A 13,730-nucleotide genomic window follows, 5' to 3' on the forward strand; every position below is an offset into this window, starting at 1 on the left:
CCCGGGCCACGAGGGTCCGGGCCCGGCAGGGATCAGCTACGGGGGTCAGCTACAGGCGGGGTTGATCGCGCTCGTGAGCGCCTTGTGCGCGGCGGCGACGCGCTGGACGTCCGGCTTCGTGATCGCCCTGTCGTACGTCATGAGGCCGTTGATCTCGGTCTCGACGTCGGTGGTCTGCGTGTAGATGGCGGCGCTGAGCTGCTCGCAGGCGTGCAGCCTCTCCAGTTCCTCGGCCATGCTCACGTAGCGGGTGGTCAGGGCCTCGGGGTCGGGCTCGACCGCGTAGCCCCAGCCGCCGCCGGACCAGGTGTGGCCGACGACGGGCAGGGCCAGGCCGCCGTACTCGCCGATGACGTTCGCCCTGCTGCCGGACGGCTTGCCGGGGTTGCCGGGGCCCGGATAGATGTGGAAGTCCTTGACGTCGCCGTTGCCGCCGTCCACGGCGCCGCAGCAGTTGATCCCGCTCATGTTGTTGACCAGGCGCGAGGGGTCCCAGCTCTTGACCAGGTTGGCGACGCGGGCCTGGTCGTACTGGCCCCAGCCCTCGTTGAAGGGCACCCACATGATCACCGAGGGGCTGCTGCGGTGCTGGTCGACGAGCTCCTTCAGCTCCGCCTCGTACTGCGGCCTGTCGGTGGTCCTGAACGCGGCCGGCATGTCCTGCCAGACCAGCAGGCCGAGCTTGTCGGCGTGGTGGTACCAGCGGTCGGACTCGACCTTGACGTGCTTGCGGACGGCGTTGAAGCCGAGCGCCTTGGTCTGCTCCAGGTCGTAGCGCAGCGCCTCGTCGGTGGGCGGGGTGTAGATGCCGTCGGGCCAGAAGCCCTGGTCGAGCGGGCCGATCTGGAAGAGCGGCCGTCCGTTGAGCAGGATGCGCCAGCCGGAGACGGAGATGGAGCGCATCCCGAAGTACGACTCCACCTTGTCGTTGCCGAGCCTGACCTCCAGGTCGTACAGGTGGGGGTCGCCGGGCGACCAGAGCCTGGGGTTCGGCACGGGCAGGCGCAGCTCCTTGCCGGTCTCGCCGCGCACGGTGCCGACGATCCTGCCGCCGTCCCTGGCGATCACGGTGGCGGTGCCGGGCGAGCCGTGCACGGTCACGTACAGGGCCTGGCCGCGCAGGTCGGGCTCGGTGTCCACGCGCTCGACGTGCTCCTTGGCGACCGGCTCGATCCAGACGGTCTGCCAGATGCCGGACACGGAGGTGTACCAGATGCCGCCCGGGTCGAGCCGCTGTTTGCCGATGGCCTGGGCCCCGTTGTCGGTCGGGTCGGTGACGCCGACCACCAGCTCCTGCGCGCCGGAGCCCTTGAGCGCGCCGGTGACGTCCACACTGATCCGGTCGTAGCCGCCCTTGTGGGTGGCGACCTGCTTGCCGTTGACGTGAATGGTGGCGTCCCAGTCGACGGCGTCGAGGTGCAGCATCAGCCGCTCGCCGCGCCAGCTACGGGGCACTTCGAACGTCCTGCGGTACCACATGCGCTCCTCGTGCCGGCCGATGCCGGACAGCTGCGACTCCACCGGGTACGGCACGACGATCTTCTCGGCCAGGTCCTTGCCGATGGGCGCGGCCTCGCCCTCCCTGGCCGGCGCGAACTGCCAGACGCCGTTGAGGCTGCGCCAGCGTTCGCGGGCGAGCTGCGGCCTGGGGTACTCGGGCAGCGGGTTGTCCTTGTCCACCTGGTCGGTCCACCTGGTCTTGAGCACGTAGGTGGAGGCGTTGACCACGTGGGCGAACGGGTAGGCGGCCAGCGGGGCGCCGTCGGCGTAGGTGATGCCGCCGTTGCCGTCGTAGGAGGTGCGCACGGTGCTGCCCGCCTTCGACGGGACCTGGGCTCCCAGCTTGAGCTCCACGGTCTCCGGGCTCTTCTGCGTCGCGGAGGTGACGGGCCAGGCGGCGGCGCCGACCGTGACGGCCAGCTTCTGGTGCGCGCCGGCGGGCAGGGCGGCCAGCGGCTTGGCGAAGGTGAGCGTGGCGACGTCGCCGGCCGCGTTCAGCCTGGCGTCGTACGGCCCGTCCGGCTGGAAGTCCGCCGGGACGGTGAGCGCGTCCACGGGCACGATCGCCTTGGGCTGGCTCGGGCTCTGCCAGCGCAGGCGCAGGTTCGCGCCGCCGTAGTGCTCGAAGTACTCGACCTTGATGTCGTACTTCCTGTTCGCCTCCAGGGCGATCGGGGTGCCGGTCTGCTCCTTGTCCCAGTCGTCCACCCAGTGGTCGATGACCGGCTGCCCGTCGATCCACAGGCGGAAGCCGTTGTCGCCGACCATCGAGAAGGTGTAGGTCTCGGAGTGCCTGGCCGTGATCTGTCCCGTCCACCGGACGGTGACGTCGTCCTCCCGCCCTGTCAGCAGCTTGAACGTGGGGTTCAGGTCGGCCATCTCGAGGTTCGGGTCGATGATGCTCGCCTTGAGCTCGGCGAAGTCGAACGTGCCCGCCGCCGAGGCGAGGTAGTAGTCGCCGCGCAGCCCGTTCCGCTCGGGAAGGGCTGCCGAGGCTGGTGCCGGAAGCTGCCATGACACGGACATCAAGACAGCCAGCAGCAACGCGAGGCGCTTACGCACGGGGGGTCCTTTCGGAGGGCGCCGATCAGGTTCGGACAGCTTTTGACCCTGACAAGCTCCAAAGTAAGCACCGGCGGACGCAGATGGTCAAGATTTCCGATCAGATTCGTTCGTGTTCGGTCAAAGGTGAACCGGCATGGCCGCGGTCTCCGTCGTGGCGCTCACAGACCGCCGCGGAACGCCTCTCCGCGATTAGTTCCTTTGCCGTAATCGCCTATTGCCAGCACAGCTCGCACTTACTTAGGTTTCGGTCATGACCCTAATCAAGCGCTTAGCGGCGTGCGGCATGGCCGTCGCCCTCGCCGTGCTCGGCGGCGCCACCCCGGCGGTCGCGGGAACACCGCACGTGGAAGAGCTCGGCGTCCCCCTCCAGGACGTGCTGCTGATCGGCGGGGTGGTGGCGCCCGGCCCCGGTGGCCGGACGGTGCTGTGGGGCGCCTCCTCGGGCTCCCCCGCCCACCTCAACGCCGTCGATCCCGTGACCGGGGCCGAGGTCGCCCGGTACGACCTGCCTGGCGCGGGCGGCTCGTGGGCCGTGGACGCCGCCCGGGACGGCAGCGTCTACGTCGGCACGTACGGCGACGGCCGCCTCTACCGCTGGACCGATCAAGGCGGTGTCCAGGACCTCGGCCGGCCCCTGGCCTCGGAGAACTTCATCTGGACGGTGGCCGCGGGCGAGGGCGCCACCGTCTACGGCGGCACCTCCCCCGGCGGCCGGTTGTTCGCCTACGACCCGGCGACCGGCGTGCGCGACTACGGCAGGCTCTCGCCCGCCCACTCCTACGTCCGCAGCGTCGCCTACGCGGGCGGCAAGATCTACGCCGGCACCGAGGCCCCCGCCGCCGTCTTCGAGATCGACGCGGCCACCGGCGCGAGCAGGCAGCTCCCCACGCCCGACGGCCTGGACCCGGCGAACCAGTGGGCCTACGACGTGAACGTCGCCGGCGACCACCTCTACGTCCGTTACGGCGGCGCGAGCCCCGGCCCGCTGCGCGTCTGGGACATCGCCGCCGGCCGGTGGACCGGCGCGCTGGAGTCCGCCCACGGCCTGGACGTCTCGCCCCCGGACGCCGACGGCGCCGTCTACCTCGTCAGGAGCGGCGAGCTGGTCCGCTACGACCCGGGGACCGGGGCGGTGACGGGCACCGGGATGCCGTTCACCGGCCGCGTGGCCAACACGCGCGGCATCGGCTGGGCCGAGCTGGGCCTGCCCGACTATCCGGGCAGGAGCGTCGTCGGGCTGCTCTGGCGCGGCCTGATGTTCCGCTACAACCCGCAGACCGGCGCGAAGTCGTTCGTGCAGACGGCCGTCAAGGGCGAGCCCATCGACGTGACGACGCTCGCGCAGGGCCCCGACGGCCGCATGTACGCCGGCGGCTTCCTCAACGGCGGCTTCGCCGCCCTGGACCAGGAGACCGGGCAGCGGGCGGAGTTCCACACCTTCTCGCAGAGCGAGGGCATGGTCGCCCACCGGGGCAGGCTCTACATCGGCGCCTACCCCGAGGCCAGGGTCTACGCCTACGACCCCGGGCTGCCGTGGAACAGCACCGAGTACTCGCCCAGCCCCGAGCCGGGCCACGAGCCGAACCCGGCCCGGCTGTTCGACTTCGCCACCGACAAGCAGATCAGGCCGCGGGCGCTGGTCTCGGCGGGCCGCTACCTGGCCGCGGGCACCATGCCCGACCTCGGCCATCTCGGCGGCGTGCTGGCCGTGTGGGACCCGCGCACCGGAGCGCTCAAGCACGCCGAGCGCAACGTCGTCCAGGACCAGAGCATCGTCTCGCTCGCCTACCGCGACGGCGTGCTGTACGGCGGCACGTCCATCTACAGCGGCCAGTCGGCGACGCCGCCGACGCAGCCGGAGGCCAAGCTGTTCGCCTGGTCGGTGAAGGAGGACCGGCTGCTGTGGGAGATCGTCCCCGCTCCTGGCAAGCCCGCGATCCCGGCGCTGACGTTCGACGCCCGCGGGCGGCTGTGGGGGATCGCCGGCGGCGAGGTGTTCGCGGTGAGCACCGCCGCCAGGGAGGTCGTCGAGCGGGTCACGCTGTCCGGCAGCAGGAGCGCCGGCGGGCAGCTCGCCTACAACCCGCGCGACCGCAAGCTGTACGGCGCGCACGCCGGACAGGACGTCTTCTCCCTCGACCCGCGCACCGGGCGGCACACCGAGCTGCGGCAGGGCCCCGTGCAGCACCTCGCCGTGCACGGGAACGGCGACGTCTGGTTCGCCGAGGGGCCCCGGCTGTTCCGCCTGACCCGCTGACCCGCGACCGCGTGCCCCCTCGCGAGGGGGCACGCGAGGGTCACGCGCAGATCCGGTAGGTGTAGAAGTTCTCGTAACGCGACAGGTAGAGGTGTCCGTCAGGGCCGAGTGCCATGTTCGAGACCGGGCGGACGATCTGGGTGAACGCCATCGTCGCCGGGTCGATCCGATACGCCTTGCCCTGCACCTTGCCCCACAGGGAGCCCCGGTGGAAGACGAGGTGCGTGTCGAGCCAGACCTGGGTGGCGTCGGCCCAGGGGTAGGACTGGTGCTGGACGGACCTGACGGTCCGCCCGGTGGCCGGGTCCAGCTCGAACAGCCTGTCCGGGCTCAGCCCCCACAGCCGCCCGGCGTCGTCGAAGGTGATCGAGCCGAGCGCCAGGTCGCCGGCGACGGGGGTGGTCCGCCACAGCACCGTGTCCGTGGCGATGTCGTACGCGAACGCCGCGGCCTCCCCCGCCGGCGTGCTGGTGCCGCCGAACGCCGAGGTGGCGCCGTAGACGATCCCGTCGCGGTAGGCCAGCCCGATGACGCTGTGTCCTGGCACGATGTCCCGCTTGATCACGCTGCGCCCGGTGGCCGGGTCGAGCAGCCCGAGCACGCCGCCGTGGGTGCCGGCCTTGGGCACGGTGCCGAACGCCAGCCAGTCGCCCGCGGAGACCATCGCGAAGGGGCGGTCCTGCTCCTGGGCGCCGAGGTCGAGCAGCAGCCGGGGCGCGGTGCCGGTCCACTCGTAGACGCGGGCCCCTGGGTAGACGCCGAGGTAGAGCTTGCCCTTGTGGGTGACGATGCCCTCGCTCTGGCCGACCTCGGGCCAGAACTGGGACTCGCCGGTGGCCGGGTCGTAGGCGGCCAGGCCGCCGGTGAAGAAGCCGCCCGCGTACAGGCGGCCGTCGGGGCCGGCGCCCATGGCGCGGACGGTGACGTGCAGCGGGGTCAGCGTGCTGTTGATCAGCTTGCCCTGCCCGGTCCTGCGGTCGAAGTGCCAGATGTGGCCGGTGGAGCTGGTGCCGACGAGCACGGGGCCGAGCCAGCCGAGCGGGCGGGCGGCGCCCCCGCCGTAACCGGTGAAGCCCAGCCGGGTGATCTTCTCCGTGCGGAGGTCGTACCTGACGAGCTCGTTGTCCTGGAACAGGTAGAGGTCGTCGCCGTGCCGGCCGCCGCCGACGGTGAGGTTGTCGACGTCGGTCACGACGTCCTTCCACGTGCTCTTGCGCAGGTCGTACACGCCCATGGGGTTGGCGCCCGTGGAGGTGGAGTAGCGGACCAGCAGGTAGCGGCCGGAGACGTGCACGTCGTAGGCGTAGCCGCTGCCCTCGATGGGCGGGTCGATCACCCGCAGCACCGTGCCGCCGCCGGGGGCGAGCACGGCGACCTTCATGCTGCCGGCGCCGACGCCGGCGTACACGGTGCCGTCCGCGCCCACGGCCAGGTCCCTGACGAGCTGGTCGCCCGGCACCGGGGTGCCCAGGTCGGTGAACGTCCCGGCGGCGACGTCGTAGCGGAAGAGCTTGCCCGTGGGCGAGGTGCCGCCGTACACGGCCGAGCCGTCGGGCGAGGTGGCCACCGACCAGACGAAGGACTCGCCGGGGACGGCCATGCCGAGCTCGCTCACCTGGTCGGTGGTCGGGTCGTAGCGGAACAGGCGGCCCATCGCCCCGGCGGTGCCGTTGTAGCCGCCCACGTACACCGAGTGGTCGGGGGCGACGGTGACGGCCCAGGAGCCCAGCGCGAGCGGCAGCGGGCGCTCGGCGATCAGGCCGCCGGTGCGGGCGTCCCTGATGCCGAGCAGCGCCTGGCGGGAGGCGGCGGAGGTGACGGAGTAGATCCGCGGGCCCTGCGGGTGGCCGGCGTCCAGGGCGGTGCCCGCCGTGGTGATGCCCGTGAGCGGGAGCGTGCCGAGGTTCTGGAAACCGCAGCCCGTGGGGGGCGCGGCCTGGGCCGGCGCGGTGAGACATAAGAGAACGAGGAGCGAAGCCAGGATGACGCGCATGAACGACCTCCACTGTAGATAACGGTCTTGACCGTAATTTGCCACGCACGTCCTGTCCAGAGACTCTGGCGTCGATCGGCTTCGTTCTCGATCGATCACACGTGAACCCACGGTTGCCCGATCGACTATGATCGGGTCGTGAGCGACACGCAGAGTGACGGACGCAGGCCCGTGTTCGCCGCCGAGCGCCGGCAGCGCATCCTGGAGCTGGTGCGCGCCAACGGCGCCGTGTCGCTGCGCGAGCTGGCCCAGGCGGTGCACTCCTCCGAGGTCACCGTCCGCCGCGACCTGCGGGCGCTGGAGTCGGAGGGCCTGCTCAACCGCCATCACGGCGGCGCCACCCTGCCCGGCGAGCTGTCACGCGAGGCCGGTTACGCGCACAAGGTCTCGCTGGAGTCCGCCGAGAAGGCCGCCATCGCCGACCTGGCGGGCGCCCTCGTCGAGGACGGCGACGCGATCGTGATCGGCCCCGGCACCACCACGCAGGAGTTCGCCCGCCGCCTGACCCGGCACTCCGAGCTGGCCGTGGTCACCAACTCGCTGCTGGTCGCCCAGGTGCTGGCGGGCTCGCCGCGCATCGAGGTGATGCTGACCGGCGGCACGCTGCGCGGTCCGATCCTGGCGCTGGTGGGCAGCGCGGCCGAGCAGTCGCTGGCCGGGCTGCGGGTGCGCAGGGCGTTCGTCTCCGGCAACGGCCTGAGCGCCGAGCGCGGCCTGTCCACGCCGAACATGCAGGTGGCGGGCGTCGACCGGGCGCTCGCGGCGGCGGCCGAGGAGGTCGTGGTGCTGGCCGACCACACGAAGGTCGGCGTCGACACGATGGTGCAGACCGTCCCGCCCGACCGCATCGATCACCTGGTCACCGACGACGCCGCGCCCCGCGAGGTGCTCGACGACCTGAGCGCCCGGGGAGTGCGGCTGCACGTCGCCCAGTTCTGATCGAATGTGACAAGTCCGTTACTGGAATGTTTCCTTTCTCGATCACGATCGAGGCGGAGGCAACCGTGCTGCAGGTCGCTGGCGTTCTCAAGACGTTCCAGGGTGTCACCGCCCTCGACCACGTCACCATGTCCGTCCGCGCCGGCGAGGTGCACGCCCTGGTCGGCGGGAACGGCGCGGGCAAGTCCACCCTCGTGAAGGTGCTGTCGGGCGTCCACCAGCCCGACGCGGGCGAGCTGCGCCTGCTCGGCGAGCCGGTCAGGTTCACGGGGCCGGCCGACGCCAGACGGGCCGGGATCGCCACCATCCACCAGGAGACGAACCTCGTCCCGACGATGAGCGTGGCCCGCAACCTGCTGCTCGGCAGGGAGCCCAGGGGCCGGCTCGGGCTGATCGACTCGGCGGCCGTGCACGCCCGCGCCGAGGAGGTGCTGGCCGCGTACGGGCTGGAGGTGGACGTGCGCCGCCCGCTCGGGTCGCTGGGCGAGGGCGCCTGCCAGATCGTGGCGCTGGCGCGGGCCGCCTCGGCGGACGCCCGTCTGGTCATCATGGACGAGCCGACCACGGCGCTGGACCACGCCGAGCTGGAGACGCTGTTCGCCGCCGTCACCCGGCTGCGCGAGCAGGGCCGCTCGGTCGTCTACGTCACGCACCGCATGGAGGAGCTGTACGGGATCTGCGACCGCGTCACGGTGCTGCGCGAGGGCCGCGTGGTGCACACGGGCCCGCTGGCCGGGCTCGACCGGCTGCGGCTGGTCTCGCTCATGCTCGGCCGCCCGTTCCATCCCGCTCCGCCGGCGCCGCGGGCGGGCGAGCCCGACGTGCCCGCCGACGCGCCGGTCCTGGAGGCCAAGGGCCTGACCCGCCAGCACATGCTGGACGGGGTGTCGCTGGAGATGCGGGCCGGCGAGGTCGTCGGCCTGGGCGGCCTGCTCGGCGCGGGCCGCAGCGAGACCGCGCGCGCCATCGCGGGCGCGCTGCCGGTGGACGCCGGGCAGGTCACGGTGGCCGGGGAGGCGGCGCGCAAGTGGTCGATCAGGAGCGCCGTGCGCGCCGGGATCGGCCTGGTGCCGGAGAACAGGAAGACCGAGGGCATCGTGCCGACCCTGTCGGTCCGCGACAACATCGCCCTGGCCGCGCTGCCGCGCCTGTCGCGGGCGGGCATCGTGTCGGACACGCAGGTGGACAGCATCGTGGCGACGTTCATGCGGCGGCTGGGCATCAAGGCCGTCTCGCCCCGCCAGCCGGCCGGCGAGCTGTCGGGCGGCAACCAGCAGAAGGTGCTGCTGGCCCGCTGGCTGGCCATGCACCCCAAGGTGCTGCTGCTGGACGAGCCCACCAGGGGCGTGGACGTGGCCACCAAGCTGGAGATGCAGGCGCTGCTCGACGAGCTGGCCGTGGACGGCCTGGCCATCCTGCTCATCTCGTCGGACGTGGCCGAGCTGGTCGAGAACTGCGACAGCGTGGTGGTGCTGCGGGACGGCTCGATCACCGAGCAGCTCACCGGCCCTGAGGTCACCGAGGACCGCCTGCTCGCGGCCCTGGCCAAGGACTAGTTTGCGCAGGTCGTCCCCGGGCAGGCCGCCGCTATGGGACGGGGGATGGACTACGTGCTGCCACTGCGGTGGGCGGACGACCGCGGCCTCGGCGAGCTGACCGCCTACCTGCGCGCGCTCAGCCGTCACGTGCGGATCATCGTCGTGGACGGCTCACCCCCTGAGCTGTTCGAGCGGCACGCCGCCGCCTGGCACGGCCTCGCCGCGCACGTCAGACCGGCCCCCGACCTGCGCTTCGCCAACGGCAAGGTGAACGGGGTGATCACCGGCATGCGGCTGGCCACGGCCGAGCACGTCGTCATCGCCGACGACGACGTCCGCTACGACGGGCCCGCCCTGGCCAGGATGGCGGCGCTGCTCGCCCGCGCCGAGCTGGTCCGCCCGCAGAACCACTTCACCCGCGCCGAGCCGGCCCGCCCGCGGAACCGCTTCACCCGCGCCGAGCCGGCCCGCCCGCGCAACCACTTCACCCGCGCCGAGCCGGCCCGCCCGCGCAACCGCTTCGCCCGCCTCCCGTGGCACGCCCGGTGGGACACCGCCAGAACGCTGCTCAACCGCGGCCTCGGCGCCGACTACCCCGGCACGCTAGGCGTGCGCCGCTCGTTCTTCCTGCGCATGGGCGGCTACAACGGTGACGTGCTGTTCGAGAACCTGGAGCTCATCCGCACCGTCCGCGCGCACGGCGGCAGGGAGCTGCGGCCCCTCGACCTGTACGTGCCGCGCCTGCCGCCCGAGGCCGCGCGCTTCTGGAGCCAGCGCGTCCGCCAGGCCTACGACGACCTGGCGCAGCCCGCGCGGCTGGCGCTGTTCCTGTCCGTGCTGCCCGGCCTGGCCTGGTGCGTGCTGCGCCGCAGGTACGGTCCAGTCGCCGCCGGCGCGGGCGCGGCCGTGGCGCTGGCCGAGCTGGGGCGGCGCAGGGCGGGCGGCGGGCGCGTCTTCCCGCGCACGGCGTCGCTGTTCGCGCCCGTCTGGGTGCTGGAACGGGCCGTCTGCGGCTGGCTGGCCGTGGGGGCGGCGGCCTGCGGAGGCGTCCCGTACGCCGGGCGCAGGCTCCGCCGGGCCGCGCACTCCGTGCGGTGGCTGCGCCGGTCGGCTCACTCCGCGCGGCGGTCGGGCTCGCTGGACGCGCGGAACCCGGCGGCCTTGTGCGAGCCGTCGCAGAACGGCTTCGCAGCCGAGAGCCCGCAACGGCACAGCGCCACGGTGGCCCGGCCTGCGGGGATCGGCACGCCGTCCTGAGTCACCAGCTCGAACGGCCCCCGCACCAGCAGCGGCCCGTCCTCGCACGGCGTCACCGTCACCCTGTCGTCCATGCCTCTCCCCTTCCCCGTGGAAACGGCCCTTCACCTGCGCGGTTGGCCCGCGGACCGGCCGGGTAACAGAAGATCCGTGCCCCCCGCCCGCCAACGCGAGGAGCCGCCGTGCGCCGATCCCCCGCCCCGCCCCGCCGCCGAGTGCCGTGATGGGCTCCCCGTTCGACCCGTCGGCCTACGGGCGCAGCATCGCCGACATTTACGACGGGACGGTGGACGACCTGCCCACCGAGGCGACCGTGGAGCAGCTCCACCTGTTGGCGGGCGACGGGCCCGTGCTGGAGTTCGGCATCGGCACGGGACGGCTCGCGCTGCCGCTGGCCGCGCGCGGGGTGACGGTGGCGGGCGTCGACGGCTCCCCCGACATGGTGCGGGTGCTGCGAGCCAAGCCCGGTGGTGAGCGGCTCCAGGTGGTCGTCGGCGACTTCGCCGACGCCAGGGTGGACGGGGTGTTCAGCCTGGTGGCGCTCACCACGAACACGATCTTCGCGCTGCCGTCGCAGGACGCCCAGGTGCGGTGCTTCCGCAACGCCGCCGCGCACCTGCGGCCCGGGGGGAGGTTCGTGGTGGAGGCGTGGGTGCCCGACCCTGCCGCCTTCCACCATGGCGCCGCGCTGCGGCTGCTCGCCCTCGGCGAGGACGTGGTGGTCGCGGAGGCGGCCCGGATCTCGCCCGCCGAGCAGCACATGACGACCACCAAGGTGCGGCTCACCGCGCAGGGGGTGCGGCTGCTGCCCGCCAACCACCGTTATGCCTGGCCCGCCGAGCTGGATCTGATGGCGCGGCTGGCGGGGATGGAGCGCGAGCACCGGTGGGCCGACTGGCACCGCGCCCCGTTCGGGGACGGCAGCCGCGCCCACGTCACCGTGTACCGCCTGCCACCGGGCTGACCGCCACGTCAGCGTGCGCCGCGAGCGACCGTGCCGGCCGCCGCGCCGCCGGCCGACGGGGTGAGTGAGGTGGCGCCGCGTTCCCAGCGGGCCAGCACGTGCTCCGCCCACCGCCGCTCCAGCTCCAGCGCGCACGCCGCCCCGTACAGGACGTCCCCCGCGAGGGACGGGTGCGCCCTGGCGAAGCCGCCGCAGAGGTCGTGCGCGGCGACCTGCTCGTGCACGGCGTCCGCCTGGACGTGCTCGTCGTAGAAGCGCACGGCCTCGTCGTCGCCGCCGAGCCTGCGCAGCGCGTCACCGTAGCGGCGGTTCGGCAGCGAGGAGGTCATCTCCAGCGCGGCCAGGTGCCCGACCAGGGCGCCGCGCAGCCGCCGGTGCAGGCCGAACAGCGACATGGCGTTGGAGACGGCGAGCGTGACGCCCGGCACCCGCTCCAGGTACGCGCCGTAGGAGTCATCCAGGCCGAGGCCGCGCATGGTGGCGCGGAACAGCTCGGAGTGCATGCCCTCGCGACGGCCGCCGCCGTACTCGTCGGCCTGGATCTCCACCAGCGCCGCCTTCGGGCCGCCCGCCAGCCGGGGGATCGCCCACGTGTGCGGGTCGGCCTCCTTCAGGTGGTAGATCGACCGGTGGACGACGAACTCGCGGAACTGGGCGCGGTCGGCGTGGCGGGCCAGGAACCTGGACAACGACGGGCCCTCGTCCGCCGCCACCAGCTCGTTGAGCGCGCGCCGCACCCCCTGCGGGCCGTCGAGGGGCGGGCGGGGGACGGCGCGGGCGAGTGCCCGCTCGAAGCGGCGCTCCAGGAGCGCTCTGGCGGCCAGCAGGGACGGTTGCCACTCCCAGCCGTCGTCCACGTCGTCGAAGCCCTGGTAGTGCAGCTCGTAGCAGGCGAACAAGGCGAGCTGGAAGTCACAGTCCGCCAGCACGGCCGCCGAGCCTGTCCCGGCTTCGAGCGGGCCGTCGTCCGGCGGGCTTGCCAGGCGGTCGAAGAGTGCCGCGGTGATCGGCCCGCGCGCCGCGGGAAGCCTCACCGCGGGCTCTGTCCCGCCGCGCGAACGTCACCGTCTCCGGCAGCAGCCGTCCTCACCTGGCCCCCTTCCCCGTCCCCTGCGAGTGCCCGGGGCCGGGCGGCGCAAACGCGCAGGTCAGTAGCAGGTCAGTAGACGGAGATGTGCGGGTGGTCGTAGTGGTTGGCCGTGGTGCCGCCCCGGTCGGTCATGGTGCGCCAGGCTCCCGTCCTGACGTGCCAGATGCGCTGCCGGTAGATCACGTACATGATGCCCAGCCGCTTGGCGTTCTTGATCGCCCAGGCGGCGATCTGGTCGCCGCGCCGCTGCTCGTCCGCCGACGGGAACGTGCCGCCCCGGCTCAGCATGAAGTCGCAGGCCCGCCCGAGCGGGTGCTCCCCGCCGTCCTGGATCGCCCGGTAGCACCCGATCCCGTACGGGACGTCGAACCGCTCCGCGATGAGCTTCTTGACCAGCGCCATCCGGGGCGTGATGTTGTCGGGCCCCTGGGGAAGCTGCGGGACCCAGGTGCCGTCGGGCCGGCTCCCGGGCGCCGTGTAGAGCAGGTCGATCCTGTCCTTGATCTTCTCGATCTGCTTCTCGGCCTTCTTCTTGCGCGACTCCAGGTCGCCGAGCGTCTGCTCCAGCTCCTCGGTACGGGCGGCGGCCTCGTCCTCGGCCCGGCCGCGGGCGTCCCTGACCTCGGCGTGGCCGCGGAGCATGGCCTCCTGCTGGTCGATCAGGTGCTGGGTGAGCGCCATCCGGCCGAGCACGGTGGAAGGGTCCTGGTCGCCGGCGAGCAGCTCCATCGCGCCGGGGTCGCCGCCGATGTAGCGGGCGACGGCCATGGCGCGCAGCTGGGTGGAGTGGTGGTCGTAGACCTCCTGCGCGGCGGCCAGCTTCTCCTTGGCCGTCTTCTCCGCCTTCTCGGCCTTCTGGTGGGCGATGCGGCTGTTGTAGTACTCGGTGATGAGCTTGTCCGAGTCCTTCTGCAGCGTCGTCAGCTCCTTCTTGAGCTGCGTGACGGTCGGCTTGGGCTCGGCGTGCGCCGGGGCGGCGCCGAGCAGCAGGGCCGCGGCGCACACCAGGGCCGGCACCCGGGCAGGGTACAACCGTCCGGCGGAGGACGCAGCCGCCACGATTCTCCTTAACCCGAGCCGCAGGGCAGGTTCCGGCCATGAGTTAATCAGGCCCGGGGACGCCCTCT

9 protein-coding genes and 1 pseudogene are annotated in these 13,730 nt (G+C 72.7%); 5 read left to right on the forward strand and 5 right to left on the reverse strand.

Annotated features, from left to right (window positions below; genetic code table 11):
- Positions 1–45: 45 nt before the first annotated feature.
- On the reverse strand, positions 46–2,562 hold the full coding sequence (locus FXF51_RS18795; RefSeq protein WP_222871352.1) for a PA14 domain-containing protein: 2,517 nt from the start codon (positions 2,560–2,562) through the stop codon (positions 46–48).
- Positions 2,563–2,815: 253 nt separating this feature from the next.
- Between FXF51_RS18795 and FXF51_RS18800 the strand changes: the two genes are divergently transcribed.
- Positions 2,816–4,822: a PQQ-binding-like beta-propeller repeat protein gene (locus FXF51_RS18800; protein WP_148435794.1), complete on the forward strand. Its 2,007-nt coding sequence runs from the start codon at positions 2,816–2,818 to the stop codon at positions 4,820–4,822.
- A 40-nt stretch (positions 4,823–4,862) separates the two neighbouring features.
- Here the strand turns inward: FXF51_RS18800 and FXF51_RS18805 are convergent, their stop codons facing one another.
- Positions 4,863–6,815 carry a hypothetical protein gene (locus FXF51_RS18805; RefSeq protein ID WP_148435795.1) on the reverse strand — a complete coding sequence of 651 codons (1,953 nt, stop codon included), beginning with the start codon at positions 6,813–6,815 and terminating at the stop codon, positions 4,863–4,865.
- 138 nt (positions 6,816–6,953) lie between these two features.
- On the opposite strand from FXF51_RS18805, the gene FXF51_RS18810 reads away from it, so the two are divergent.
- The 3 genes from FXF51_RS18810 to FXF51_RS62675 all read left to right on the forward strand — a co-directional run bounded on the left by FXF51_RS18810 (position 6,954) and on the right by FXF51_RS62675 (position 10,549).
- Positions 6,954–7,754, forward strand: a complete 801-nt coding sequence (locus tag FXF51_RS18810; RefSeq protein WP_222871353.1) for a DeoR/GlpR family DNA-binding transcription regulator — start codon at positions 6,954–6,956, stop codon at positions 7,752–7,754.
- A gap of 65 nt (positions 7,755–7,819) precedes the next feature.
- Positions 7,820–9,310: a sugar ABC transporter ATP-binding protein gene (locus FXF51_RS18815; protein ID WP_262379633.1), complete on the forward strand. Its 1,491-nt coding sequence runs from the start codon at positions 7,820–7,822 to the stop codon at positions 9,308–9,310.
- Positions 9,311–9,355: 45 nt separating this feature from the next.
- Positions 9,356–10,549, forward strand: coding sequence for a glycosyltransferase family 2 protein (locus FXF51_RS62675; RefSeq protein WP_262379635.1), 1,194 nt, complete (start codon positions 9,356–9,358; stop codon positions 10,547–10,549).
- Here FXF51_RS62675 and FXF51_RS62680 read toward each other — a convergent pair.
- Positions 10,513–10,623: pseudogene (locus tag FXF51_RS62680) on the reverse strand (hypothetical protein); the annotation flags it as partial. The gene FXF51_RS62675 and the pseudogene FXF51_RS62680 sit on opposite strands and share 37 nt — an antisense overlap.
- 149 nt (positions 10,624–10,772) lie before the next feature.
- Here FXF51_RS62680 and FXF51_RS18830 point away from each other — a divergent pair.
- On the forward strand, positions 10,773–11,513 hold the full coding sequence (locus FXF51_RS18830; protein WP_148435797.1) for a class I SAM-dependent DNA methyltransferase: 741 nt from the start codon (positions 10,773–10,775) through the stop codon (positions 11,511–11,513).
- Between the two features lie 8 nt (positions 11,514–11,521).
- On the opposite strand, the gene FXF51_RS18835 is transcribed toward FXF51_RS18830, so the two are convergent.
- Together FXF51_RS18835 and FXF51_RS18840 are read right to left on the reverse strand one after the other, a co-directional pair.
- Positions 11,522–12,547: an iron-containing redox enzyme family protein gene (locus FXF51_RS18835; protein WP_148435798.1), complete on the reverse strand. Its 1,026-nt coding sequence runs from the start codon at positions 12,545–12,547 to the stop codon at positions 11,522–11,524.
- 125 nt (positions 12,548–12,672) lie between these two features.
- The gene (locus FXF51_RS18840) at positions 12,673–13,620 is read right to left on the reverse strand and encodes a coiled-coil domain-containing protein (protein WP_148435799.1); all 948 of its coding nucleotides are present in this window, start codon (positions 13,618–13,620) and stop codon (positions 12,673–12,675) included.
- Positions 13,621–13,730: the final 110 nt, after the last annotated feature.

The organism is Nonomuraea sp. PA05 (assembly GCF_008086045.1).
In the GTDB taxonomy this organism is placed as follows: Bacteria; Actinomycetota; Actinomycetes; order Streptosporangiales; family Streptosporangiaceae; genus Nonomuraea; species Nonomuraea monospora.

Coding starts and splice junctions, on each gene's coding strand:
- FXF51_RS62675 (WP_262379635.1), top strand. CDS start 9,356: ATGGACTACGTGCTGCCACTGCGGTGGGCGGACGACCGCGGCCTCGGC.
- FXF51_RS18800 (WP_148435794.1), top strand. CDS start 2,816: ATGACCCTAATCAAGCGCTTAGCGGCGTGCGGCATGGCCGTCGCCCTC.
- FXF51_RS18805 (WP_148435795.1), bottom strand. CDS start 6,815: ATGCGCGTCATCCTGGCTTCGCTCCTCGTTCTCTTATGTCTCACCGCG.
- FXF51_RS18830 (WP_148435797.1), top strand. CDS start 10,773: ATGGGCTCCCCGTTCGACCCGTCGGCCTACGGGCGCAGCATCGCCGAC.